Raw genomic sequence first — 25,593 nt, 5'->3', positions numbered from 1 at the left:
CTACCGCTAGCAGGCCCACAGGAGGTTGTTGTTCCCCATGACCGTTACCGTCGCATCTCCCCTGAGAGACGAGCTCTTTCGCAACGGATACGTCGTCGTCCCAGATGTCATCGATCCGACCACGGTCATCAAGCCGGTGCTTGAGGAGTACGCAAGGGTTCTTGACGAACTTGCCGCGGATCTGGCCGCCCAAGGCCAGATCAGCAGCACCTACGCGCACCTCCCCTTCGAGGCCCGACTGATCCAAATTGCCAAGGAGAGCGGGTCGACTCACACCCAGCACTTCGACGTCACGCTCCCTCAGAACAACATCCGGGCCGACACGCCCATCCACCTGGGCGATGCAGTCTTCAAGCTGCTGACATGCCCCAGCGTCCTGGACATTGTGGAGCAGATTCTTGGACCGGAGATCTCGGTCAATCCCGTGCAGCACGTACGCCTGAAGCTGCCCGCCCACGCGCTGGGAGACGACCCGGACCCGATGATGGGGAAGTCGCCCTGGCATCAGGACGGCGCGGTTGTGCTCGAGGAAGCTGACGAGACCGAGATCCTGACGGTGTGGATTCCGCTCGGCGAAGCCAACGAGGAAAACGGCTGCATGCGTGTCATCCCTACCGACCGGAGCGCGGAACTGGCCAACCACTGTCCCTCGCCGGTCAAGGGCGCGCACATTCCCGACGCCCAGGTTGACCAGGCGGCGGGAGTAACGCTCCCGATGTCGGCGGGAAGCATCCTGTTGCTACACACGCGAACCGTGCACGACTCCCTTCCGAACCGGACGGCGGATCGGCTTCGTGTCAGCCTTGATCTTCGCTACCAGCCGACCGGCCAGCCGAGTGGGCGAGAACAGTTCCCGTCGTTCGTCGTGAGGAGCGAGACGTATCCCGAGCGGGTGACGACTGAGCCGACTGACTGGCGCAATGGCTGGCTCGAGGCGCGGAGCCGTCTTGCCCAGGACGAGGTGCCCACCTTCAACCGCTGGGACCCCAACTCTCCGCTGTGTGCATGAGCGGGTCTTGCAGTTTCACTACACATGTGGGCTTTGGTGCAACAAGCCCACGAATCATGATCGTTGAGGAGAAGAGTTGAAGTACGAGAAGGATGCCTTTCGGGGTGTTATCCCAGCCGGATTTCTTCCCATGGTGGGAGATGGAGACATCGACTGGGACACCCTGGGCAGCTACGTGGAGTACCTTGTCGAAGGCCAGCCGTGCGCAGTGGCCTTCAACATGGAGGCTGGCGAGGTGGCCGCTCTTGAGGTAGATGAGCAGCTTCAGGTGACCGCTGCCGTGGCGGATCGCGTCGCAGGTCGGCTGCCAGTCGTCAGCGGATTGGTGGCCGGCTCCACCCGGCGAGCCAAGGAGCTGGCGCGTGAGCAGGTCGCCGCCGGCGCCGATGCTCTCGTCGTCTTTCCGCCGTTGCCCACCTTTCTCGGCCAGCCGCTGTCGGTCGAGATGGTGTACGCATACCACTCGGAGATCGCGGACGCGGTGCCGGAGACCCCGCTCATCGCATTCCAGCTCCCGCGCTCCTATGGCGCGTACTACGGTTCCGAGGCCCTTGCCAAGCTGAGCGGAATCCCGAGTCTGGTTGCGATGAAGGAGGCCTCATTCGATCCGGCCAGCTTCGGAGAGGCACTTGCTGCGACTCGCTCGGCGCCCGACCCGATCGTGCTCCTGACGGGCAGCGATACCGCGATCCTGGAATACCTCGTCCTCGGCGCAGAAGGCACTCTCATCGGATTTGCCGCAATAGCAACGGATCTCAATGTTGCAATGTGGAGGGCCGCGCGTGCCGGTGACTACTCAAAGGCCCGAGAGATCTGGGACCGGCTGCGGCCGCTTGCCACGTATTGCTGGAGCCCGCCCATCCGCGACATGCGTCCGCGGATGAAGGAAGCGCTCGTCCTCTCGGGAATCTTCCCGAGTGCGACGGTCCGGGCACCGCAGCTGTCGGTGACGCCCGAGGAGGTCGACGCGATTCGACAGGCCCTACGAGAGGGCGACTTACTGCCCTAGCGGCGACGCTCACCGGGAGCCGCGACGGTCAACCCGGTCCGAGGAGGAAATCGATGTGAACGGAGCCCCCATGCCCGGCCAGACGTTGGGTGATGGCACCCAGGACTATCCCGGCGACCCCCTCGGTCATCTTGTCGACCAAGAAACGCTGTTTCGCAAGACGGTGTCGGAGTCCGACGTGTATCTGTTCGCTGGCATCACCGGCGATCTCAGCGAGAACCACGTCGATCGGCAAGCCATGCAAGACACCGAGTACGGCGAGCGGATCGCCCATGGGATGTTGGTGTTGTCCTTCATGTCCACAGGATCCACTCGCCTCATCGAGCGTGTCGGTGGTCTTGCCGTGTCGTATGGGTATGACCATGTCCGGTTCGTCGCTCCCGTCTACTTCGGCGACACGATCACCGTCCACTACCGCGTCACAGGCGTGGACCCCGAGAGATCCCGCAGCTTTGCGGACGTGCGCGTGATGAATCAGCGCAGCGAAGTTGTGGCGGTGGCACAGCACATCCTCGCCTGGCGTGAGCGTCGCCAAGCCGCAGCCGTCGATGATCAGCAACCGAAGGATGGCGCAGCGACCGACGACGGGCAAGCGCCGTCAAAGGATCCGAGCCTCTCCTAGGCGGGGCCTTCAACCAGTCACACGTCGCCCGTGACCATACCCCTGAGCCGGGCGCGGAGGAGAGCGTACATGTCCAGCATTCGCAGCTATTCACCGCAAGACCCCACCGACCTCGTTGTGGAAGCACCAGCCTTCACCAGTGCGGATGTTGCTCGGTCGATCAGCCGTGGCGCCGAAGCTCACCATGCTTGGTCGCGGGCGTCGCCGCATGAGCGGGCCGGGGCTCTGGAGAAGGCCGCGTCGGCGCTTCAGGACGCTACCAGCGAGCTCAGTCGGCTCATCGTGCGCGAGGTGGGCAAACCCGTTGCCGAGGCGACGGCAGAGGTAGCGCGCGGCGTGGCGATCCTGAAGTATTTCGCTGCCCAGGCGTTCGAGCCCGACGGGGAAGTGCTTCCCGGTAACGATGGCCGAACACTTCTCATGGTGCGTCGGCGCTCTCATGGGCTGGTCGGCCTCATCACCCCATGGAATTTCCCCATGGCCATTCCGCTTTGGAAGGCTGCCCCCGCGCTGGCTTTCGGAAACTCCGTCATCCTGAAGCCTGCCGAGCAGGCGTCAGCAGTGGCACTGCGCCTCGCTGACATGCTTCAGCAGTGGCTTCCGCAGCATGTGTTTCAGGTAGCGACGGGGGGCCCGGAGGCCGGCACGGCGCTGGTGGACGGCGCTGACTGCGTCTCGTTCACCGGGTCCGCCGCAGTGGGGCGCCAGGTTGCCCGGAGCGCGGTTGACCGGGGGATACCGGTCCAGTGCGAGATGGGTGGTCAGAACGCCAGCATCGTGATGCCGGACGCAGCGCCGGAACCTACCGCGGCCAGCATCGCGGCGGCCGCCATGGGATATGCCGGCCAGAAGTGCACGGCAACAAGCCGGGTGATTGTTGTTGGCGATCGCCCTGACTTTGCGGAAGCGTTCGTCGCGGCCGTGCGAGCGCTCTCCGTCGGCGATCCCAGCGACCCGGCGGTGGAAGTCGGGCCGCTGATCACGGAGACGGCGAGGGATCGTGCCGCCACCGCCGTGGCCACCGCGTCGAACCAGGGTGCGCGCGTGCTCTTCGGAGGAGGTCGTATGACCGACAGGCAAGGCCATTTCATGACTCCCGCCGTGGTTTCGATTAATGACCAGAGTCACCCCATTGCCCAGGAGGAGGTCTTCGGGCCCGTCTGCGCCTTGCTGACGGCGGACGACCTGCCCCAGGCGATCGACGCAGCAAACGCAGTCAAGTACGGACTGGCCGCATCGGTCTACACGTCAGACCTGGCCGTCGCACTCGACGCGGTGGACGGCCTGGACGTTGGGATGGTCAAGGTCAATCAACCAACCACCGGCGTGGACTTCTACGCCCCATTCGGCGGCAACAAGGCCTCGAGCTACGGGCCACGGGAGCAGGGAAAGGCAGCGCAAGTGTTCTACACCAGTACGCGCACCATCTCGATGAGCGGGGTACGACCGTGAAGGGCCAGGCGGTGTGGCGGATCGGTACTCCCAGCGGCGTTCGTATCGCGCGTGGTCCCGTGACCGAAGGGCCGAGGGAACTGCTGCCCGTCGACAGCATCTCGGAGTTGCTGTCCGGCGACGGCCCCTCGCTGGTGGACATGCTGCGAACTGATTCCTGCGGCCCCGTACCAAGCGGGAGTGAGCTACTGGCCCCAGTCGACGAGCAGGAGATCTGGGCGAGTGGCGTGACTTTCGAACGGTCGCGAGACGCGCGTAACGAGGAGGCGGTCACAAGCGACGTCTATGACCGCGTGTACACCGCTGACCGTCCCGAACTTTTCTTCAAGGCTCCTGCGTGGCGAGCACGCGGTGAAGGCGCCCCGATCGGCATTCGGTCTGACTCGTCGTGGAATGTGCCCGAGCCGGAATTGGGCCTGGTCGTCGACGCCCGCGGTGGACTCGTTGCCTACACGGTCGGCAATGACGTCTCCTCGCGCAGCATCGAAGGCGAGAATCCCCTTTACCTGCCGCAAGCCAAGGTCTTTGACGGGGCATGCGCCGTCGGGCCGTCCCTCGTACCCGTTGAGTGCGCGCCGCCCTTTGAGGAGCTGGTCATCCACATGACGGTGACACGTGCCGACAAGGCCGTGTTCGAAGACGAGGTTCGCCTGTCAAGCATGCGGCGCACACCCGAAGAACTTGTCGACTGGCTCTTCCGGGCGCTGCCCTTCCCTAAGGGTTTCGTCCTCTTGTCCGGTACTTCCATGGTTCCCCCAGCGGAGTTCACGCTCCAGTATGGGGACTCGATCTCCATCCGAGTCCCCGGCGTGGGGACTCTCACCAACTTTGTCGGTGCGATCGGTAAGAACGACCCGCACGAGGGGGACTCGGTCCCAGGTCACGTTCCGGCGCATGCGGGCCGACGTCACGGCAACGGGTATCAGCCGTGACAGAGCCACCCTTGGCACTCCTGTCCGGCGTCCGCGTCGTGGCGTTCACGCAGTTCCTGCTGGGTCCCGTTGCGACCCAGTACCTGGCAGACATGGGTGCCGACGTTATCAAGGTGGAGGCGCCGGGAAGCGGTGCCTGGGAACGCTCATGGGCCGGCGGAGACACCTTCTTGAACGGGGTCAGCGCCTTCTTCCTGCTTTCTCATCGGAACGTCCGCAGCGTTGCGTTGGACCTCAAGTCCGAGGCCGGCCGGGAGGCGGTGTTGCGGCTCATCTCGACAGCCGATGTGGTCGTGGAGAATTTCAGACCCTCCGTCATGGATCGGCTTGGGTTGGGGTTTGAAGCCGTTCGGGCGATCAAGCCTGACATCATCTACGCGTCTGCGTCGGGATACGGTGCAGACGGGCCGAGTCGGGATCTCCCTGGCCAGGACATGCTGCTGCAGGCCATCACTGGCCTCGCCGCTGCCACTGGGCGATCCGAAACCGGCCCGTTGGCGGCCGGTGCTCCAGTCGTGGACCAGCATGCGGCGAGCCTGCTGGCCATGGGCATCTTGGCCGCGCTCGTACACAAGGAGCGGACAGGATCCGGCCAACAGATCCAGGTGAACATGGTCGAGGCGGCGTTGGACCTCCAGCTGGAGCCGTTGACCTACCACCTCAACGGCGGGTCCCTGCGTACGCCGGCATTGGGTATGGGTTCCATGTTCCACCCCGCCCCCTACGGCATCTATGCGGTCATGGGCGGGCATCTCGCGCTCTCACTGTCTCCCTTGAGCACGTTGGCCCGGGCGCTCGGGAGCCCCGACGAACTGGAGCCGTTCAAAGACGATCAGGCTCTGAGTCATCGCGAAGAGATCACGCGGGTAGTTGCCGGACTCCTGGCAGACCAAACCTTGGGACACTTGCTGGAGGTTTTACGAGGCGCCGGAGTGTGGTGTGCACCAGTGAATGACTATGCCGGCGTCGAATCAGACCCAGCGGTGGTTCACCTAGGCTGCATTGCGGCGTTCGACCACCCGCGCGCGGGCCGAGTGCGGACGGTCAGGCATCCCATCCGCTACTCGGACGCTGAACCCCGCATCCGTCATGTTCCTCCCGAGGTGGGTGAACACACCTCAGATGTCCTTGCAGAGATCGGTTACCCAGCGGCCGAGGTGCAGAGGCTCACTGGCGGTGTGCATCCTCCGGCACCAGAAACTCCGGAAGAAAAGGATCATGGATGACCTTGATCGAGCCGTTACATGGCGCACTGCAGCGATGTGTTGACAACGCTGATGCGCTGATCGGGCTGCCGGACTTCCCCTACGCAACCAAGGACGGCAGGTGGCAGACCGTCGGTGCATCCGATGCTGGCTTCATGCCGGCGCACGGAAGCTGGACGGTCGGCTTCGCCCCTGGCCTCCTGTGGCTGGCGTACCGAATCACGGGGGATCAGCGTTACGTCGATGCTGCCCTCGAGCGGTGCGCTCGCTTCACGCACCGCAAGGGGGACGGCACGACTCACGACATAGGTTTCGTCTTCACCCCTAGCTTCATCCAGGGCTACCGGCTCACCGGAGAGAAGTGGCTTCGTGAGGCAGCGCTGGAGGCCGCCATTACCTTGGCTGCCCGCTACAACCGCGAGGGCAAATTTCTTCGCGCTTGGGGGCCCCTGAACAGTACCGAGCGCGCCGGCGAAACGACCATCGATGCCATGATGAACCTGGAGCTGCTCTATTGGGCGGCCGAGGAGTCGTCGAGCAGGGAGCTAGCGACAATGGCGACTTCCCATGCGGAGACGTCCGCACGCTTTCTGGTCAGGCCTGATGGATCCACCTTCCACGCCTATGCCTTCGACCCCATGACTGGAACGCCCCTTCGCGGATTCACGCATCAGGGACTGTCGGACGACTCGGTCTGGTCACGTGGCCAAGCGTGGGCGATCTACGGGTTCGCCAGAGCAGCTCAATGGACAGGAAGCCACGACTTCACTGCCGTGAGTGGCAGATGTGCTGACCTCTTCCTGAGACGCCTCGCGGAGCGACCAGTACCACCGTGGGACTTCGACTCAGCGGCTCAGGACCCTCTCGACTCGTCCGCCGGCGCCATCACAGCCGCAGGCCTCCTGACCCTGTCCTCTATACACGCAGACAGAGACGCAGCCCGGCACTATCAAGCGGCAGCCACGGATCTGCTTGTGGGATTGACCGAACACTGTTCAACGGCCCTTCACGAAGGTCACGAAGGGCTGCTGACCTCAGGGACCTGGCACCTGGCCGCCGACTTCGCAGTAGGCGAGGCACTGATCTATGGTGACTATTACTACATGGAGGCACTGCAGCGACTCCAAGAGTTGCAGGAGTCGACCTACGGGGCGCAGCCGTGAGTATCACCAGTCTCTGCTTAGGTGCACACCCTGATCGACACCACATCGGGCGGCTGACGGTATGTGGCTAGAGCCCGCTGCCTATCTGATCGTCTTCGCCATGATTGCTGGCGCCCTTGCCAACTCGCTATCCGGGATGGGATTCGGGCTCGTTTGCGCTCCTCTCCTGGCGTTGGTGATGGACCCCCGTCAAGCTGCCGCCCTGACGATTCTCATGTCCTCGCCCAGCGGAGCTCTGGTTCTGTTCCATGATCGTCGATCGGTGCATCTGAAGGAGGCGGCCCTCATCCTCGTCCCGGGGGTTCTCACCGCCCCCCTGTGGGCCATTGCCATTGCGGATTTGAACCAGACCAGCCTGGCCCGCGCCGCGGGCGTGACCGTCCTGCTGAGTGTCGCGCTCGTAGCGGTCGGGTTTCGTTCGCAGCGTATGACGGGCACGGGTGGTGCGGTGGTCGCCGGCGCTGCCTCCAGCGGCATGACTCTGCTTGCTGCGGTGGGGGGCCCACCGGTGGCGCTCTACGCGATGAACGCTGGTTGGAGTGCCTCTCGAGTACGAGCCACGCTCCAGACCGTCTTCCTTCCCCTGAATGGAGTTGCTCTGATAGCGCTCGGCCTGCCGCAGTGGCACTCGTCGGTGTATCTCCCCGCCCTGGTGGGCTTGGCCACGGGCTTGCTTGTCGGAGCACGCGTCGTCCGGTACGTGGGTCCGAGGCTGGCTCGCAACCTCACCCTGCTGCTGGCGGCCGCCAGTGCGACCACGCTCCTCTTCGCCGCCTAGGTCACCGCTTCACGCACAAGAACAGCTTCGAGAACTGAGAGGTAGCGACATGGCCACCAAGATTCGGCACCACCACAGCGCGCTGCACGTGCGGAGCCTTGAACGTAGCGCAAGCTTTTACGTCGACGGGCTCGGCCTGAAGCGAGTGCAGGAGTGGAGGTCGGGGCCCTACATCGGTGAGATGTTTGCTCGACCCGGTGTCGGAGTGAGTGCCTTGATGCTCGCGACGGAGGATGACGCGTTTCAGCTGGAACTAGTCCAAGTAGACGACCCGCCGCCCGCGGTAGATCCGTCGCAGGCAAGTCCCGGCACTGCACATTTGGCGTTCACGGGGATCGACGTGGCAGAGGTCTTCGACAGGATGATGTCCCTCGGCTACGGCTCTCTTTCGAGGCCCGTCGCTCCTTCCAGCGGCCCGAACGCGGGCGGTCTGCTCGTCTACCTGCTCGACCCGGACGGGAACCGGGTGGAGCTCATTCAGCCGCCGAACTGGAACTCGGTCAGGGCCTGAGCACACTTCGCCTCTCGCCCGTTCTCGCACGAGCGAGTTACTGACACGTCCGGTGACGACCGTCGATCGGTCGACCACCTGTTGCTGCCGCTGCCAACCGGTCGTCGGTGACGGCGTAACACGACGTCCCGGTGTTGAGCGGAAGGGCTCTTGGCACAGCGGGCCCTCGCCGTGGCCTCGCTGACGGCCCGGAGACCACTTTCTGAGATCGGTTGCTGAGATCGGTTGCATTTCATAGTTGCGGATGTCACAGTGGCGTGACGAGGTTGATGGCCAGAAGGGGCGACGATGCTCACCAAGCTGCAAACACTGAGCACCATCCACGACGCGGGCGCAGTCCTGATCGTGCGACTTGCGGACTCCGACACCGCCGAGCGGGTGGCACACGCGGCTGTCGAGGGCGGTTTCAGAGCTCTCGAGATCACGCTTTCCATTCCGGGCGCCGTGGGTGTTATCAACCGGCTAGCCGCGAGGTACGGCTCGGACGGGGTGGCAATCGGGGCGGGGACTGTGCTCGACGGGCACGCCGCGTACGAGTGCATCAGTGCCGGCGCGTCGTTCCTCGTGAGCCCCCAGCTCAACCGGGAGATGATTCGTGTTGCCAACCGCTATCAGGCGGTCACGGTCAGCGGGGCCTTCACCCCGACTGAGCTGCTGGAATCGGCCGAGGCTGGTGCGGACATCCTCAAGCTGTTCCCGACCGAGGGAGTCAGCATTCCGTACGCAAAGGCTGTGCTGGCGCCGCTGTCACACCTCCCTGTCATGCCGGCGGGAGGCGTCACCACCGACAACGTCAAGGACTGGTTCGCCGCGGGGGTTGCAGCGGTCGGAGTGGGAAGCGCTGTCACCAAGGCGTGGCAGCCTGATGGTGACTTCGGCAGAGTCTCCAGCGCGGCGCGCGAGTTCCTCGCCGCCGTTCGGGGCGCGCGGCAGTGAGCGAACCACTTCTGCGCGTCGTCATCGGGACGGCCGGCTCTGGCAAGTCCACAGTCGCGCAGCGGCTGGCTAAGGAGCATGGAGCCGCGTACCTGGACAAGGACACCCTCGGCGCCAGGTTTGTTGAGGCGGCTCTTTCGACAGCTGGGCATGAGCCGGGTGATCGTGAGTCGAACGCCTACTACCGCGAGCACATCCTCCCGCTCGAGTACGACTCCCTTCTGGACGTCGCCGGAGCCAATCTTCGCCTTGGTCACTCAGTGGTCGTGGACGCGCCCTTCACGCCTTACCTGGGCGACCCCCGCTTCATCGCAGACGCAGCGGAACGCTTCACGTGGCCCGCTGGCCTGCACGTTGAGGTGATCCGCGTGCGGGTCGCTCCCGAGGTGCTGCAGGACCGCCTCAGGAATCGCGCCTTGGAGAGAGATCGCTGGAAGCTCGCCAACTGGGACGAGTACTGGACCCAGCACGGCGGGCGCCCATGCCTGTGGGCAGGGGTCCATCTGACGGAAGTGTGGAACCAGTAGGAGCGGGACCCGCCCGCGAGTCAAAACCAGGAATAACCCTTGTCCGACACAGCACCGCGTTCTAGGCTATATTCGCATATGGGACTACGTGTTCGTATAACCGAACGGAGCAGTAATGTCTGATGGACTTTCTCGTCGCGGCTTTCTCGGGGCCACGGCTGCCCTGGGTGGGGGTGCGTTGCTCACCGCGTGTGCCGGTGGCGGCAGCGGTAGCGGCAGCAGCGGTAGCGGCGGCGGTGCCAGCGGCCAGATCACGTACAACACCTTCCTCGACCCGGCGAACACCAAGGACCCTCGGGCTGTCGCACAGACCAAGGCCATCGCCGCCTTCGAGAAGGCGAACCCGAAGATCAAGGTTCGGGTGAACGTAGACCCCTCTGGCGGGAACGTCGGGAAGGCCATCGCTGCGCGCGCTGACCAGCCGGACGTGTGGCGGGCAACCAACTTCGTCGTCCCCCAGTTCGTGAAGCAGAACGGCTTCGCATCGCTCGACAAGTACATCGAGCGCGACGGCCTGGACAAGAACGACTGGCTGCTGCCCCTGTCCCTCAACCAGATTGACGGCGAGACGTTCTCTCTGCAGATGGACTACCGCATTCCGGTGCTGCTGTACCGGGCGGACGCCTACAAGGCGGCTGGCATCAGCACGCCGCCCGCAACCTTCGAGGACGTCAAGCGCAACGCTGCTGCCCTGTCCGCCAAGGGGAAGATGTCCTTCCCGATCGGCCTGGGGGCTGGTGGTGGCTTCTTCCCCGGCCAAGCGTTCCTTGAGTTCCTCGGCGCGCCCATGCTTGCGGAAAAGTCTGGGGGCAAGCTCTTCGCGCCCGACGGCAAGGAGCCGCAGTTCGACAAGGCCGCAGTCCAGGACCTCGCCACCGTGGTCCAGGACCTGTATGCCAGCAAGGCGTCGACGAAGGCTGCCCTCAACTGGGGCTACACGGAGACCCACCAGGCGCTGCAGACCGGCAGCGCGAGCAGTGCGACGTTCGGTGTCTACCGCTTCAACTCACTCAAGGGCTCGGGTGCTACTGACCTCGCATGGGCGCCCGCGCCGGCGTTCGACGCGGCAGGCAAGCAGGCAGTCCAAGGGCAGACCATCGCGATCAACAACAACTCCAAGAAGAAGGACGCCGCCTGGGCGTTCCTGAAGTTCATGACCAGCGCGGAGACACAGGCCAACCTGGCCCACGGTGGCGAAGTGGTATCTCGGAAGTCCGCTTACACCAACCCCTACTTCCAGCAACCGGAAGCGAAGAACCTGACCGGCTGGAAGGACCTCATCCAGCAGCGGGGCCAGGTAGTCGCCTATTCAGTCAACTACGCCGCCTTCGGTGAGATCGTGAGCAAGGCGATCTCGGGGATGATCCTGCAGAACGGCTCCCCGGGAGCCGCAGCCGACGAGATCATGAAGAACTATGCCGACAAGATCCGAGGCTAAGCCGCGCGCCCGCCAAGGAGGCGGGGCGCAAAACACACCACCACGTGCCAGAAAGCGGCTAGGAACGACTCGCGCGGCGCCACTGGTCGCGCCAGCTGCCCTCCTCATGGCTGTGGTGTTCCTGATCCCAGTCCTAATCGTGGTCTGGGTCAGCCTGCACCGCATGGACTATTTCGAGGTGGGCGACTTCGCGGGCCTTGGTCAGTACGCGGATCTCTTTAAGAGTTCGGCCTTCTGGGAGCAGCTTAAAGTCACGCTGATTTACGTCTTCGGCACCCTGGTGGTGGCCGTGGTTGCCAGCTTTGCCATGGCCATACTGCTGCAGGGCACAGGCCGTTATCGACCGTTCTTCAGGGCGGCGCTGCTGTTGCCGTGGGCGTTGTCCCAAGCGACCGTGGCGATCGCCTGGGTTTGGATGCTCAACGCCCAGTACGGTCCTGTGTCGTACCTGGCACAGAAGCTCGGCCTTCCCGAGTCGCTGCTATTGGGAAGTCCCAAGCTTGCGCTCCCGCTCCTCATCGCCGTGACAGCCTGGTGGGCGACGCCGTATGGAATGGTCCTCTTTGATGCGGCGCTGCAGTCGCTGCCGGTCGAGCTCTATGAGGCGGCCGCTGTGGATGGCGCCAAGGCGCGGCATGCCTTCGTCCACCTCACCTTGCCAATGATGAGGTCGACGATCGCCGCGGCCTCGACGTTCCTCGCCCTGTTGCTCTTCGCGATCGTCACGTTGCCGTTGGTCCTCACCGGGGGCGGTCCGTTGAACAAGACAGAAACACTCAGTCTGAACCTGTTCACCGAATCCATCATCGGTGGCCAGACCGTTGGCCGGGGTGCTGCTGTGGCGATCGTGGTCATGCTGGCCAACGTGATCTTCGGTGTCGCGATGCTGCGCTATGGGAGGGACAAGACGTGATCGGCCCGCTATCTGATCCCACCAAGGCACGACCGGCGCCGACCATCGCGCTGTCGGTTCTCGTGGTGGTCGCGTTGGCGCCAGTACTGTGGCTGGTGTTGACGTCCTTCAAGCCGTCTGATCAGACGGTCACGTTCCCGCCGCAGTTCATCCCCAAGACCGTGACGCTCGAGGCGTACAAGGCTGCACTAGGGAACTCGGCGTTCCTGCAGAGCTTCGCCAACTCGGCGATCTTCGCGGTGGGCGCCACCCTCGTGAGCATCGGGATCGCCCTCCCGGCCGCTTACGCAGTCGCTCGCCTCCCCTTCAAAGGCAAGACAAGCCTTGTGGTGGGCCTGGCAGTCGCCAACATGATTCCCGGCGTTGCGTTGCTTCTGCCGCTGCTGTTCATGGCAGACCGCACCGGCCTGGTCGACACGTACCTGGTGGTCATCATCGTGTATGCCGCACAGTTCCTGCCGCAAGCACTTTGGTTCTGTAGAACGTACATCGAGGCCATCCCCGACGAGCTCGAACAGGCTGCGCTGATCGATGGTTGCAATCGCTTCGGGGCCTTTCGCCGGATCACCCTGCGTCTCATCACACCTGGTCTGGCGGCCATCTTCGTCCTCGGCGTCATGTTCGTCTGGAACGACTACATCGTTGTTGCGACGTTGACCCGCAGTCCGGAGATGCAGTCCGTCCAGGTGCGCTTGGTGAACGAACTGTTCAACGCGATCGGAATCTCCTGGGGCACCGTGACGGCCTATGTCACGCTGTCGATGCTTCCCATCGTGATCTTCTTCCTATGGATGCAGCGCTGGTTCGTGCGCGGTATCGCTACCGGAGCAATGAAGGGATGAGAGAGGATCAGATGACTGACACGGACACAGCATTGGCGACAGGCGTGTCGGCAGGTAGTTTGAGCGGCCGGGTCGCCCTGGTGACGGGTGCCGCGGCGGGCATCGGTGCGGGCATTGCCACTGCGTTGGCGGGGCAGGGTGCGATCGTTGCTGCCCTGGATCGGGACGGTGACCGGGCGGCAGCTACGGCCGAAGCCTGCGGTTCCTCCGCCCTGTCGTTGACGGTTGACGTGAGCCGCGAAGAAGACGTGGCCCGTGCGGTGGGTCAGGTCGTGAGCGAGGCGGGCCGCATCGACATTCTCATCAATGCGGCAGGGGTCCTGGGAGAAACGGCGTCCCTGATGGAGGTCCCCGCCAGTGAGTGGAACCGGATCTTCGCGATCAACGCGTTGGGCGCCTTCCTCTGCCTCAAGGAGGCGGCCGCTCACATGATCGACGGCGCACGGGGTGGGTCCATCGTCAACGTCGCCTCCATTGCAGCGAAGGAAGGGCGGATGGATTTTGCTCCCTACGCGGCCAGCAAGGCGGCGGTCCTGAGCCTGACGTGGTCCTCGGCGCTACGGCTTGCTCCACATCAGATTCGGGTCAATGCTCTGTGTCCGGCGGCGGTGGACACGGAGTTCTGGCAACGCCTCGAGAACATCAAGCAGGAGCAGGGATCAGAGCCAGGAGCGACCCGCGCAGCGCGTGCCGCCGCCATCCCGCTCGGGCGCTTCGCTTACCCCCGCGAGGTTGCCGCGGCGGCCCTCTACCTGTGTTCCGACGACGCGGCGTTCGTGACTGGAACGAGCATCGATCTCACTGGTGCCGCGCACACTGGGTCGTGACCTGGTGCTGACAACCAAACCGCGCCAGCTCGCATGACCTTGCATGGCTCAGCCGGTACAAAGATCGCCGTCCTCGGCGTCTCGCATTGGCACCTGCCGCTGTACTTGCCGGGTTTCTCTGAAGCGGACGTCGTCGGTGTGTGGGACCGAGTCCCCGCGAGGGCTGAGCGTCTTGCGGGAGCGATCGGGACAACGGCATACGGTTCGAGGGCGTCGCTGCTCGACCAAGGCATTGATCTCGCGTTCGTTTTTGGCGATCCCTGGGAGATGCTGGACTATTCCAGGGAGTGCTTGGGGCGAGGCATTCCGATCTCGGTTGAGAAGCCGGCGGCGCCATCCCTCCATGAGCTGGAAGAGCTCGTCGCGGAGGTTGATCGCTCAGGGGTGAATGCCTTCACCCCCCTGGTATTCCGCTTCAGCGGGATCCCGGCTGCGATCAAGAATCTAGGGCCGGTGGGCGATCTGCACGCCCAGTATCTGACCGGTCCCTCGAGCCGATACGTCGCCGGGGGCTTCGACTGGGCTGTCAAGGAGTCCGTCCTCGGCGCAGGCTGCCTCGGCAACCTGGGTCCCCACTTTGTCGACCTCTTCTCCCTTGCGGTGGGAACCACCGGCCTCGCCACGAAGTACGTCGAGGCTCGCCGCCCCGGGCCAGGCGAGGCAGATGACCGTGCGCTCGTCGTGCTCGGATCGGGGGAGGGTCGCACCGCGACAATCGACGTGGGTTACACCACGCCGCATGCTCAGCTCTCCGTAGGACCCTCCGTCGTCGTGACTGGGAGTCATGGGACGCTGGTGGTCACCGACAAGAGCGCCACACTGATGCACGTGGACGGGAGCACCTCGGATCCCTGCCCACCGCTGCAATGGCAAACCTTGTTTCTTGACTACGTGCGGGCAGTGGTGGCTAACCCGGTAGGAGGCAGTGAGCTTCCGGATGTGGCGGACCTCAGGAATGCCTATCGGACCCTGAGTAGACCTCCTGAGGCAGGAGTGCCCTCAAGATCATCTACAGTGACGGCGTGAGTGCGTCCCCCGACGGCGTAAAGAGCCACCAGCACAGCCAGACGGCACAACGAACCCTCGATGTGCTGAGGTTGCTGGCTGCGAGTAAGGAGGGCCTGACCCTCGCAGCCGTCGCACGTGCTGTCCAGGCTCCGAAGGGCAGCCTGTATCCCATCCTTGCCACGATGCAGTCGTCTGGCTTCGTTGACCGTGAGCAGCGATCCGGGCAGTACTTCTTGTCGCCGAAGGTGCTCGAGCTCTCCAAGACCTACCTGGCGCAGATGGACACAGTTGATGCATTCAACGCCGTGAGCCCGTCCTTCGTCGATCGCATTGATGAGACCATGCAGATGGCCGTGCGAAGCGGAACGGACATCATCTACGTCGCGCGGCGGGACAGTACTCAGCCTGTTCGTCTGGTCTCAACGGTCGGGCAGCGCCTTCCAGCGCATGCGACTGCCCTGGGCAAGTGCCTCCTTTCGGAATGCAGCGAGGAAGAACTGGTGGCGTTGTACCCGGCCTCCGAACTCCAGCGCTTCACCGACCGGACCATAGGGTTCCGCGAGGCACTCATCGCCGCAGTTGCGGAGGTGAGGGACGCCGGTGCGGCTGAGGACTGGGAAGAGATAACGGCTGGGCTGTGTTGCGCGGCCGCGCCGATCCGAGACGCTTCTGGACGGGTTGTAGCCGCAGTTAGCTTCTCGATGCCAGTCGCGCGGGCAGATACAGCCAACTGGCACAACTTGCGGGCTGCCATCAGAGAAGCTGCCGCCGAGATCTCTCAACGTATCGGCTTCCGCAGTTGACCGACAGGCGGCGTCGCGACCTCTGAGTCCATTCACATCGCTCTTAGCTCAAAATGTGGCGTGCCGACAAGGGACGAGTTGTCCGAGCAGCTCCTTGGCGTCGGATGTGCCTGTCCGGCCACGGTGGGCCATCGAGCGGTCGTGCGGAAGCTGCGGTGAAGTCTGTGCGGGAGGTCAAGTCCCGCGATGTGGATGCTCCTTCTGCTGCTTGACAGCAATAGGAGCATCCACTCTGAAGGACGCAACTGTCACCGATGTCCAGAGGGACTTACTGTCGGCGGCGCTCCAATCCTGGTCGGTTTCGGCGCCTGAAAAGTGAACGGTTTGAGCAGTCTAGTTCTCGGTTCCGGGGGTGGTGGTGCGGATGCTGGGGAGGCTGTCGATGCCTCTGCCTCGGAGCCTGTAGCTGGCGCCCTTGAGGGTCAGGACGTCGGCGTGGTGGACGATCCGGTCGATCATCGCGGCGGCGACGGCTTGGTCACCGAACACTGCGCCTCAGCCGCTGAAGGGCAGGTTGGAGGTGAGCACGAGTGAGGCGTGTTCGTAGCGTGAGGACACCAGTTGGAAGAACAGGTTTGCGGCGTCTTGTTCGAAGGGGAGGTAGCCGACCTCGTCGACGATGATCAGCCCGTAGCGGCGGAGCCGGGCGAGCTCGTTGGGGAGCCGGCCGGCGCGGTGGGCGTCGGTGAGGCGGGTGACCCAGTCGGTCGCGGTCGCGAACAGGACCCGTTGGCCTTGGCTGGCTGCGACCACACCGAGCGCGGTCGCCAGATGCGTCTTGCCCGTTCCGGGTGGGCCGAGCAGGACGATGTTGCGGGCCTCGGTCAGGAACGCCCCGGAGGCCAGCGACGAGATCTGCTGCCGTAGCGCGGGTTGGGCGTCGAAGTCGAAGTCCTCTAACGTCTTGGGCGCGGGGAACCCGGCGGCTCGGATCCGCAGCCGGGCGCCGGAGGCGTTGCGGGCGCTGACTTCACGTTCGAGGACCGCGGCGAGGTAGTCCTCGAACGACCAGTTGGCATCCCTGGCCTGGTCGGCGAGCCGGGTCGCGGCCTCGGTGATCCGCGGCGCCTTCAGCGACGCGGCCAGGTAGTGCAGCTGCTTGATGGACTGCGGTGTGACGGTGGTCTTGGTCGTGGTCATCAGCTGCCTACCTGCGTGTCGCCGTCCTGGGTGTCGACGCCTTGACCGGTGTCGGTGTCGGTGAGTCCGAAGGCGCGGTCGTAGTCGGCCAGGTCCCGGACCAGGTCCCGGGCCGGGTCGCCGACGACCAGACGGCGGTCTTGTTGGAACCGGCGCCGCAACACCGCAGCGGTCTCGACATGGGTGGGGTCGGTGAGCGTGGTCCCACGCGCCCACACCCGTGGGTGTTCGGCCACGATCCGGCCGTCGGCGCGCACTCTGACCCGGTCGAGGTCCGCGCTCACATCGACCAGCCGGCCGATGACCGCAGGGTTGACGGAGTAGTCGTTGGTGTCGAGACGGACGTAGTAGTCGCGGCCCAGCCGGATCCGGTTGCGCCAGCCCAGGTGCAGCGGGATCGGCGGCAACGGCAGCATCGCTGCCAGGTCGGCTTCCAACCGCTGGGTCGGGGCGACCCCGATCGTGCGGACCATCCGGGTGTTCGCCGTGGCCAGCCAGCCGCCCAGCTGGGTGTTGAAATCGGCCGGGGACGCAAAGGACCGGCCAGGCATGAACGAGGTCTCGAACCAGCCGTTGCGCCGCTCCAGCAGACCCTTGGACTCCGGGTCGTTCGGTGGCAGCAGCACCAGCCGGGTCGCCAGGGTCCCCATGAACGCGGCAACCCCCTCCGCACGACGCTGACCGCGGCCGATGCCACCCTCGTTGTCCCAGATCAACCGGCGCGGGACCCGGCCGAGCTGTTTGAGCAGCTCCCACGACCCCAGCAGCAGGTCCTCGGTCTTGCGGGTCGGGATCATCCGGGCCAACGTGAACCGTGAGTGCGCAGCCGACATGACCAGCACCGGCAACAGCGTGCTGCTCCCGTCCTCGAGCGGGATCTTCCGCGGCGCGAACCACAAGTCACACTGCGCCGCATCACCGGGCTCCCACACCAACCGGTCCGCCGGATCGACAGGCCGCTGCTGCGGCCGCAGCCGCCTGACGTTCTCGCTGAACCACCGAATCGATCCCGCCCAGCCGACCCGCTCGGCCAACACCGTGGCCGGCATGTCCGGGGTCTCCTCCAACAACGCCCGCACCCTCGCCTCGAACACCGTGAACGACGTCGGCTGGGGCGCCCGGTCATACCGCGGCGGCTCATCAGAGCTCACCGCCTTGATCACCGTGGTCCGCGAGATCCCCAAACGCGCCGCGATCCGCGACTTCGGAACCCCCTCAGCAGCCAGCCTCCTGATCAGCGCCCAGTCCTCCAAAGTGATCACTCTCCAATCGTCGAGTGTTCACTTGTCACCGCCGAAACTGTTCAGTTTTCGAGCGCCGTCGACACTTACGACCGCGTACCTACGGAGACCTAGGTCCGCGGCGTGTTGTGCCGGCCTCGCGCTGCTCCCTGCTGGCGCCTGTGCGAGGGCGGCCTTGGGCCGGGATCGCGCCAAGGCTGGCCGTCGGCATGGTGGATGCCTGGCTCATCTGGCGGCTCACGCGCGAGCACGCGACGGAATTCGGAAACGATCGCCTAGCCCTCAACTGCGAGGTTTCATCTTGAGACCCGTATGCTGGGGTCATGAGGAGGGCATCATTTGCGGACTGGCCATGCTCCATCGCGCAGACGGTGGACCTGCTGGGGGACGGGTGGACGCCGCTGGTGATGCGGGAGGCCTTCTACGGCATCCGCAGGTTCGATGAGTTCCAGCACGAGCTTGGGATTCCTCGGAATACGCTGACTGACCGGCTGCGTCGATTGGTCGACGAGGGCCTCCTGGAAAAGGAGATGTACGACGGTCAGCCGCGGCGCTACGAGTACCTGCTAACCGACAAGGGTAGGGACTTCTTCGGGGTGTTAGCGGCAATGTCCCGATGGGGTGACCGGTGGTTGGCCGGCGACGATGGGGCCCCAGTCATCTTGCATCACGCCACTTGCGCTCAGGACACTCACGCCGAGGTGGTCTGTGCGGCCTGCATGGAGCCGATGCGGGCCGAGGACAGCTCGATGCGCATTGGTCCCGGCTACCCGGAACGGCTCAAGAGTCGACCCGAAGTCCAACGCCGCTTCGCGATTGATTGACGGCGCAGCGCCTGACGTCAACATGTCCGCAGGATTGCGGTTGCTCATGGCATGGGCCCGCCAAGTTGGTGGCTCGGCCCCAGTCGCAGAGGCGGGGGCTCCGCGCGAGGGCGCCCGGAGGGTTCTTGATGATGGCGCTGACCGGGTGGGTCTGGTCCTCGGCCCTTGGCCAGCCGGCGACGAACAAGCCGTTCGAGCGGTGTCGCGGACGTCTCATCCTTGGCATTGCGCGACGAGATCGCGTGTAGTCCGGTTCGGCGAGCCCGGCATGCATGTGCGCGAGCTCCAAGGATAGGGGTCGAAAGTCCCTTGTTGTCCTATGCCGCCTTCCGGGCGCAGGTCCCGTCCCAGCGCCTCCGGCCCCCCGGATCCTGCTCGATCCAGCATTCACACCTGGCCAACAGGCGTCGACATGCGACCTGCGCACGTTCCCATCGGCACCGCTCCCCATCACTAGCACACGTTCCGGTCTCCCCAGGCCAATCCTCCGCCGGTGCGCAAGGGTCCTGCACGGTATTCACAAAGTCGGACTCAGCGGTTGACAAGGAGGGTCTAATAACGAGACTCTCTGGCCCTCCAACACTAAGGACCCCCGAAATGATCATCGACTCAGAGGACCTCGACGAGACGTCGGCCTACAAGCTGCTCATCGGAAGCATCATCCCGCGGCCCATCGCCTGGGTGAGCACGGTTTCGACGGAAGGGGTCGGCAACATAGCCCCGATCTCCTTCTTCACGTGCGTGGGGCGCAAGCCTCCACGGATCTCACTCTCGATCCAGCCCCGGTCGGACCGGGTCACGCTCAAGGACACATTCGTCAACATCCGCGATACGGGAGAGTTCGTGACGAACCTCGCGACCCTTCCGCAGGTGACGGCGGTCCATCGCAGCGCCATCGAGTTCGAGCCCGACGTGGACGAGTTCGAGGCGATCGGCGTGGAGCGCGAGGCCTCGGCCATGGTCAAGCCGCCACGGATCAAGGGAGCCCCGATCGCCCTGGAGTGCAAGGTCTCCATGCTCGTGCCGTCCCCGGACGGCCTGAGCCACCTCGTGGTAGGCGATGTGGTCGGCTTCAACATCCGCGACGACCTGTACGTGAACGGACGCGTCGACTTCGGTGGCATCCACCCGGTAGGCCGTCTAGCGGCGGAGTACACCCTGGTCGACAACGCCTTCGTACCCCCACTCGACGAGAAGCTGATGGTCGAGCTCACGGGACGGCGAATGAAGAGACTCGACGCGCTGGGCGAGTCCTACTCCGCCATCGACGGGCCAACCTGGACGCCGGCCGGCAGCGTGGTGGGGTAGTGCAAGGTCGGGCCAGCGCTCCAGGGGACCGCTGACGCTCGATGCCCTGTCACGCAGGGCCGGCCCCTCGGATCTTTCCGGTCGACGCTGGCGGCGCCCCAAGAGCACCGGCTTGGGGCCTTGTGCCGGGCCGGCCGCCTTCCTGGGATCCCGCCGCTCGAAGAACCGTGAGAGTGCGGTCGCGCCGACGTCGCCGGTGCGGAACCAGCCGTTTGGGGCCGCGGCTGCGGTCGCGTCGTCATCGTTGAACTAGCCAAGGATCGGAGTGCTGCCTCAGAGGTATGCCTCGCCGTAATTTCCCCCCGTCGGCCCCCACATCCACGCACCGTTCGGCGACCACCGGGGCGGCCAGGCCGACGTAGATTTGCGATCCCCTGGCGCAGCCGCCTTCGGCGACGAGCAGGGACGAGCAGGGACAGGGCGGCGCCCCCGCCAGCGAGGACTAGACCGTTCCGCACCGCGGTTCCCGCGAGCGGCAGGCGATTCGAGCAGCATTGCAAGTACAGGAACGCCTACATTTCTCCACTGGGAGTGGACCGATGTGGACGCCGTCGGGTTCGGTAGAACTCCCCCACGACTGTCGACATAGCGGTCCAGGCAGGAATCGCGACCTCACCTTGGACAAATAGCCGCAGAACCGCCTCAACACCTCGGGCGGCTCGAGGCGTTGGACCCGGCCAAAGTCTGGCCGGCCACAAGCTGCCCGCATCTCGGACGACCCGGTGGTCCTGGAGGCATCGCCGCGGTATTTGACGGACTTCACGCGGCCGGCCGAAGAGCGCGACGCCCGAGGAGTGGTACTCCTGCGATGCCGCCTCTCCGTCCGTCCATGCCAAGCCGTGAGCGCCTTTGGGGACGCCTTGGCCCTCTTCGCAGCGGTCGGGGCCGACGGCACCGGACGCGCAGAGGGCTGCATGGAAATTCGCCGGAATCTGCCGTCGACTGCCTCTTGTGGGAAAGAGGTAACAGTCCTATGGTTCTTTCATCTAGTAGCGAGGACGCGGGTCCTCGTCCCTCGAAGAGAACAGGACCACGCTCATGACCAGTTCCACCGACGAACTCCTCCAACCTGGAAGCGACGACCTCGCGGTCGTGTTGGTACATGGATTCCTCGACGATCGACACGCGTGGGACGACGTGGTGAACCGTCTGGTCACCGACGTCGAGACGATCCAGGTCGACCTCTATGGCTGTGGCGAGAAGGCCGATGTCCCGGGCCCGTTCACCTACGACCGGCTCGCGGCCGAGGTGGGCGCCGTGGTGGACCGGCTGGACAAGCCGTTCGTGATCGTGGGACAGAGCATGGGCGCAGCGATCGCCGAACTGGTCGCTGCCGACCGTCACCAGACCGCCCGCGGCCTGGTGCTCATGACTCCGGTGCCGCTCGCAGGGACGAACCTGCCGGACGAGGCCGTCGAGCCCTTTCGGTCGCTCGGCGAACGCGGCTCGGAGGCACAGCGCGCGGCACGTCGACAGCTGTCGGTCGCGTTGGCCGATGATGACCTGGACCGGCTTGTGGAGGCAGGCACTCAACTTCGGCCCGAGGTTGTCCGAGAGTTGGCGGACACATGGAACAACGGGCACAACGACGGGCAGAAGAAGAGCAGGTACGGCGGCCCGGTGCTGGTGCTGCGGGGGAGCGGCGACCCGTTCGTCACGGACGAGCTTACGGCCGCCGCCGTCGTGCCACGGTTCACATCGGTGCGTACAGAGGTGATCGAGGACGCCGGACATTGGGCCCACGTCGAGCAGCCGGCTCAGGTTGCCGCGGTGCTCGACACGTTCATCGAGGAATGTCGCTCCTCCGCGGGAGGAGGCGCCGGGTGGACGCGCGCCTTTGCCGAGAAGTCCGCCGATTCCTTTGCGGAGGCATTCGCTGAGGACGTCGTTCTCGAGGCTGCCGTACTGATGATTCCCGTCGAGGGCCGCGGAAACGTCAAACAGGTCATGGGCGTGGCGAGCAACATCTACGACGCCCTGGAGTTCACCCACGAGGCCACGAAGGGAGACCGCACCTACCTCGAGTGGGAGGCTGTCGCCTTCGGCGAAGTCCGGCTCAGCGGTATCACGGTGCTCACCAGGAACGAAGCGGGCCAGGTCACGCGAGCCGCCATCCACCACCGGCCCCTCTCGGCCGGCCTCCGCTTCTCCGCCGAGCTCCGTCGCCGGTTAGCCGGCGTTATCGACGCCGCCCACTTCTACCCTAACGACATCTGATCCGGCCTCGAAGGAGCTGACGACCATGGTTCGACGAACTGACGTCGAGTTCCCGGCTGAGGGTGAGGTCACCCTGCGAGGCTGGCTCTTCGAGCCAGACGGTCCCGGACCGCACCCAGGGATCACGATGGCGCACGGCTATGCCGGCACCAAGGAGCACGGCATCGAGCCGTTCGCCCTAGCATTTGCCGAGGCAGGGTTCGCGGTCCTGCTCCATGACCACAGGTCCTTCGGCGCCAGTGATGGCAGCCCTCGTCAGGACGTTGACCCATGGCAGCAGATCAAGGACTGGCGACGAGCCATCTCCTTCCTCGAGGCGCACCCCGCCGTTGACCCCGACCGGATCGGGGTGTGGGGCACCAGCTTCGCCGGCGGCCACGCGATCGTTCTCTCAGCCACCGACCCTCGAGTGAAGTGCGTGGTCTCGCAGGTGCCGATCATCAACGGCTACGAGCAGATGCAGCGCCGAGTGCAGCCTGACAGCATGGCGGCCTTGGAGGAGATGCTGGCTGCGGACGAGCGCGCCCAGGCCCGGGGCGAGACGCCGACCACGCAGGCCGTCGTCAGCAAGGACCCGACGGTTCCGGCCTCGTACCGGGCCTCGGACGCCGTGGAGTTCTACCTCCAGCCGATCCCGGACGGCATCTGGGAGAACTCGGTCACCGTGCGCTCGACCCGCGCGGCGCGGATGTACGAACCGGGCAACTGGATCGCCCGGATCTCCCCGACGCCATTGCTCATGGTGGTGGCCACTTATGACACGGTTACCCCGACCGATCTCGCACTGGACGCATACGAGCGAGCACTCCAGCCCAAGCGCCTGTGCCTGGTCCCCGGTGGACACTTCGAGCCGTACCTGTCCCAGTTCACCCGGGCCAGCGGTGAAGCTGTCGCATGGTTCCGCACCCACCTCCTGAACAGTTCCCCGTGAGCCCCCACCTCTCACAGCCCCACCTGTCACAAAGAGGAGCAGCAATGTCGCATGTGACCCATCACATGGAGGACCAGGTCGCCGTTCTCGTGCTGAACCACGCACCGCAGAACCGGATCGACGACCAGATGGTCGCCGAGCTGGCGGAATCGATGGACGCCATCGAGAGCACCGCCCGGGCGGTCGTGCTCAGGGCCGAGGGTGCCGACTTCAGCTTCGGTGGCGACATCCGAACGTGGCCGGGTACGCCGACGAACGAACTGCGCGCCACATTCACCCGCTATCTAGACGTCTTCAACCGCTTCGAGCGGCTTCCCGTGCCGGTGGTCGCGGCCGTCCAGGGGCTGTGCCTCGGGGGTGGGTTCGAACTCGCGCTTCGCGCCGATGTGATCCTTGCGGGCGAGTCGGCGCACTTCGGGCACCCCGAGCAGACGATCGCGATCAGTACAATCATGGGCGGGATCTACCGGGTCGCCGAACGCGCTGGCCGCGCACGCGCCCTGGAGTGGGCGCTGACCTCCGAGCGGGTACCTGCTCGCACGATGGCCGAGGCGGGTGTGGTCAATCGGGTGGTCGCGGACGACGTTCTGTATGAGGAGGCCCTCGAGCTGGCCTCGAAGTTGGCGCACGGGCCCACCCGCGCCCACGCCGCGCACAAGGCGCTACTGCGTGCCTGGTCCGCGGGGGGCGTTGTGGCCGCCGATCAGGCCATGTTCGACGTCTCGATGCCGCTGTTCGAGACGCACGATGCTCAGATGGCACTGCGTGGCGCCGTGGAGGCGCTCGCGTCGGGCCGGGCCCGACCCGACTTCGAGTTCGAGGGGCGCTGATGAGCTGGCCGGCCACCACCCGTTACCAACTCGACGCCGCACCTGCCAGCCTCGCGCTGGTGCAGGACTTCGTGAACACGCTCCCGGCGGGGATTCCGCGAGGGACGGACCTCCTGGCCGATCTGCCGGCGGCACAGGCCTGGCTCGACGCTGCAGTCGAAGAATGGGCCCGCGCGCGAGAGGTCGCCGGGACCGCCGTCGTACTGGGCGAGGCCGACCTCGTGCATCTGCGGGCACTTCGGACTGACCTGGTCGGACTCATCCGTGCCGGCGCCGGCGCCGATAACGCGGAGGAAGAACATCGAATCTCCCTTTCAGCGACCAGCCTCCTACAGGTGGGCGACGCTGGCCGGGTGCGAGCGCTGCCGTCGGGAAAGGGCTGGCGGTACGTTGCCTCCCTCCTGCTCATTGAGATCTACGACGCCCAGCGCGTCAACACCTGGCGACGGCTCAAGACCTGCCGCAACCACCGCTGCTCGGCCGCCTTCTTCGACCGCTCCCGCAATAACAGCCGCGCGTGGCACGACGTCGGGGTCTGCGGCAACCTCGCCAACCTGCAAGCGCATCGCGCACGGAAACGGGCTCAGAACAGCCAGGGTCAGTGAGCGGGTCATTGGCGAGGTAACGCCGCCTGGACCGAGCCCGAAACAGAAAACGTGTGTCGACGTCCCGGAGATCAACCCTCAGGACGCCTGGATCTTCCCCAGCCGGTAACGCACCTTTCTTGACGGCGATGGGCCGGGCCATTGCCTTGCGCTGCCAAATGTCGACCAAGGGCGAGGAAGGCGTCGACGGTTTTCACGTACTCCGAGCCGCCCTTCTCATCCGCGGCACGGATCTTCCATGATCGCAGCAGTCCGTCTCGCAACGTGCTGCCGATCCTCACGGACTGACAAACGAGTGGCAGCTCGCGCGCGCCAAGGACACCGGCTTATCTCGCCGCAGAAGGTTCGCTTGACTGGTCCCCACCCGTCGACGACGTTGTTCGTGGTGGCGATCGACGCATGGCCCATGTGAGCGTCCCGCCCAGTGGTGGACTTTGGGAGTGATCGGCGCGGCTTCGGAGGTGTTGGGGCCATCGGCGGGATCTTCGGTGTGTACGGCCAAGTACTCATCCGAAGGAGTCC

24 protein-coding genes and 1 pseudogene are annotated in these 25,593 nt (G+C 65.1%); 23 read left to right on the top strand and 2 right to left on the bottom strand.

Annotated features, from left to right (window positions below):
* Positions 1 to 37: 37 nt before the first annotated feature.
* The 17 genes from PHA84_RS16430 (at position 38) to PHA84_RS16350 (ending at position 15,975) form a co-directional block, all read left to right on the top strand.
* Positions 38 to 1,009, top strand: a complete 972-nt coding sequence (locus tag PHA84_RS16430) for a phytanoyl-CoA dioxygenase family protein (protein WP_270889219.1) — start codon at positions 38 to 40, stop codon at positions 1,007 to 1,009.
* A 76-nt stretch (positions 1,010 to 1,085) separates the two neighbouring features.
* Complete coding sequence (locus PHA84_RS16425; protein ID WP_270889218.1) at positions 1,086 to 2,018, top strand: dihydrodipicolinate synthase family protein; 933 nt, start codon at positions 1,086 to 1,088, stop codon at positions 2,016 to 2,018.
* Positions 2,019 to 2,088: 70 nt separating this feature from the next.
* Positions 2,089 to 2,640 (top strand): MaoC family dehydratase, encoded by a 552-nt coding sequence (locus PHA84_RS16420; RefSeq protein ID WP_270889217.1) that lies wholly within the window; start codon positions 2,089 to 2,091, stop codon positions 2,638 to 2,640.
* Positions 2,641 to 2,709: 69 nt separating this feature from the next.
* Positions 2,710 to 4,092: an aldehyde dehydrogenase family protein gene (locus PHA84_RS16415; protein WP_270889216.1), complete on the top strand. Its 1,383-nt coding sequence runs from the start codon at positions 2,710 to 2,712 to the stop codon at positions 4,090 to 4,092.
* Positions 4,089 to 5,024 (top strand): fumarylacetoacetate hydrolase family protein, encoded by a 936-nt coding sequence (locus PHA84_RS16410; RefSeq protein ID WP_270889215.1) that lies wholly within the window; start codon positions 4,089 to 4,091, stop codon positions 5,022 to 5,024. The genes PHA84_RS16415 and PHA84_RS16410 overlap by 4 nt, the downstream gene beginning before the upstream one ends.
* Positions 5,021 to 6,250, top strand: coding sequence for a CaiB/BaiF CoA transferase family protein (locus PHA84_RS16405; protein WP_270889214.1), 1,230 nt, complete (start codon positions 5,021 to 5,023; stop codon positions 6,248 to 6,250). The genes PHA84_RS16410 and PHA84_RS16405 overlap by 4 nt, the downstream gene beginning before the upstream one ends.
* Complete coding sequence (locus PHA84_RS16400; RefSeq protein WP_270889213.1) at positions 6,247 to 7,392, top strand: glycoside hydrolase family 88 protein; 1,146 nt, start codon at positions 6,247 to 6,249, stop codon at positions 7,390 to 7,392. Before PHA84_RS16405 ends, PHA84_RS16400 begins: the two co-directional genes overlap by 4 nt.
* Before the next feature lie 61 nt (positions 7,393 to 7,453).
* Positions 7,454 to 8,170, top strand: a complete 717-nt coding sequence (locus PHA84_RS16395; protein ID WP_333742360.1) for a sulfite exporter TauE/SafE family protein — start codon at positions 7,454 to 7,456, stop codon at positions 8,168 to 8,170.
* A gap of 49 nt (positions 8,171 to 8,219) precedes the next feature.
* Positions 8,220 to 8,681: a VOC family protein gene (locus tag PHA84_RS16390; protein WP_270889211.1), complete on the top strand. Its 462-nt coding sequence runs from the start codon at positions 8,220 to 8,222 to the stop codon at positions 8,679 to 8,681.
* A 288-nt stretch (positions 8,682 to 8,969) separates the two neighbouring features.
* A complete protein-coding gene (locus PHA84_RS16385; RefSeq protein WP_270889210.1) occupies positions 8,970 to 9,617 on the top strand; it encodes a hypothetical protein in 648 nt (215 codons plus the stop codon).
* Complete coding sequence (locus PHA84_RS16380; protein ID WP_270889209.1) at positions 9,614 to 10,144, top strand: AAA family ATPase; 531 nt, start codon at positions 9,614 to 9,616, stop codon at positions 10,142 to 10,144. The genes PHA84_RS16385 and PHA84_RS16380 overlap by 4 nt, the downstream gene beginning before the upstream one ends.
* Before the next feature lie 115 nt (positions 10,145 to 10,259).
* A complete protein-coding gene (locus PHA84_RS16375; RefSeq protein ID WP_270889208.1) occupies positions 10,260 to 11,582 on the top strand; it encodes an extracellular solute-binding protein in 1,323 nt (440 codons plus the stop codon).
* Positions 11,583 to 11,745: 163 nt separating this feature from the next.
* A complete protein-coding gene (locus tag PHA84_RS16370; RefSeq protein ID WP_270889207.1) occupies positions 11,746 to 12,495 on the top strand; it encodes a carbohydrate ABC transporter permease in 750 nt (249 codons plus the stop codon).
* Positions 12,492 to 13,337 carry a carbohydrate ABC transporter permease gene (locus tag PHA84_RS16365; RefSeq protein WP_270889206.1) on the top strand — a complete coding sequence of 282 codons (846 nt, stop codon included), beginning with the start codon at positions 12,492 to 12,494 and terminating at the stop codon, positions 13,335 to 13,337. Before PHA84_RS16370 ends, PHA84_RS16365 begins: the two co-directional genes overlap by 4 nt.
* Complete coding sequence (locus PHA84_RS16360; RefSeq protein ID WP_270889205.1) at positions 13,283 to 14,164, top strand: SDR family NAD(P)-dependent oxidoreductase; 882 nt, start codon at positions 13,283 to 13,285, stop codon at positions 14,162 to 14,164. Before PHA84_RS16365 ends, PHA84_RS16360 begins: the two co-directional genes overlap by 55 nt.
* A 33-nt stretch (positions 14,165 to 14,197) precedes the next feature.
* Entirely contained in the window at positions 14,198 to 15,190 is a 993-nt protein-coding gene (locus PHA84_RS16355; protein ID WP_270889204.1) for a Gfo/Idh/MocA family protein, read from the top strand.
* Positions 15,187 to 15,975, top strand: a complete 789-nt coding sequence (locus tag PHA84_RS16350) for an IclR family transcriptional regulator (RefSeq protein WP_270889203.1) — start codon at positions 15,187 to 15,189, stop codon at positions 15,973 to 15,975. Before PHA84_RS16355 ends, PHA84_RS16350 begins: the two co-directional genes overlap by 4 nt.
* Before the next feature lie 333 nt (positions 15,976 to 16,308).
* Here PHA84_RS16350 and istB read toward each other — a convergent pair.
* Both istB and istA read right to left on the bottom strand, forming a co-directional pair.
* A pseudogene (gene istB / locus PHA84_RS16345) lies at positions 16,309 to 17,115 on the bottom strand (IS21-like element helper ATPase IstB).
* Positions 17,115 to 18,377 (bottom strand): IS21 family transposase, encoded by a 1,263-nt coding sequence (gene istA / locus PHA84_RS16340; RefSeq protein ID WP_270889202.1) that lies wholly within the window; start codon positions 18,375 to 18,377, stop codon positions 17,115 to 17,117. The pseudogene istB and the gene istA overlap by 1 nt, the downstream one beginning before the upstream one ends.
* Positions 18,378 to 18,679: 302 nt before the next feature.
* Between istA and PHA84_RS16335 the strand changes: the two genes are divergently transcribed.
* The 6 genes from PHA84_RS16335 to PHA84_RS16310 all read left to right on the top strand — a co-directional run bounded on the left by PHA84_RS16335 (position 18,680) and on the right by PHA84_RS16310 (position 25,071).
* A complete protein-coding gene (locus tag PHA84_RS16335) occupies positions 18,680 to 19,180 on the top strand; it encodes a winged helix-turn-helix transcriptional regulator (protein WP_270889201.1) in 501 nt (166 codons plus the stop codon).
* A gap of 597 nt (positions 19,181 to 19,777) precedes the next feature.
* Positions 19,778 to 20,488, top strand: a complete 711-nt coding sequence (locus tag PHA84_RS16330) for a flavin reductase family protein (protein WP_270889200.1) — start codon at positions 19,778 to 19,780, stop codon at positions 20,486 to 20,488.
* Positions 20,489 to 21,526: 1,038 nt separating this feature from the next.
* Positions 21,527 to 22,705 carry an alpha/beta fold hydrolase gene (locus tag PHA84_RS16325; protein WP_270889199.1) on the top strand — a complete coding sequence of 393 codons (1,179 nt, stop codon included), beginning with the start codon at positions 21,527 to 21,529 and terminating at the stop codon, positions 22,703 to 22,705.
* A 25-nt stretch (positions 22,706 to 22,730) separates the two neighbouring features.
* The gene (locus PHA84_RS16320) at positions 22,731 to 23,636 is read left to right on the top strand and encodes an alpha/beta hydrolase (RefSeq protein ID WP_270889198.1); all 906 of its coding nucleotides are present in this window, start codon (positions 22,731 to 22,733) and stop codon (positions 23,634 to 23,636) included.
* Positions 23,637 to 23,680: 44 nt separating this feature from the next.
* A complete protein-coding gene (locus PHA84_RS16315; RefSeq protein ID WP_270889197.1) occupies positions 23,681 to 24,466 on the top strand; it encodes an enoyl-CoA hydratase/isomerase family protein in 786 nt (261 codons plus the stop codon).
* Positions 24,466 to 25,071 (top strand): CGNR zinc finger domain-containing protein, encoded by a 606-nt coding sequence (locus PHA84_RS16310; protein WP_270889196.1) that lies wholly within the window; start codon positions 24,466 to 24,468, stop codon positions 25,069 to 25,071. The genes PHA84_RS16315 and PHA84_RS16310 overlap by 1 nt, the downstream gene beginning before the upstream one ends.
* Positions 25,072 to 25,593 lie beyond the last annotated feature (522 nt).

This window comes from Pedococcus sp. 5OH_020, from assembly GCF_027812955.1.
Lineage (GTDB): Bacteria > Actinomycetota > Actinomycetes > Actinomycetales > Dermatophilaceae > Pedococcus.
The sequence above is the reverse complement of the archived record's forward strand: the minus strand, read 5'-3'. Positions and strand labels throughout refer to the sequence as shown.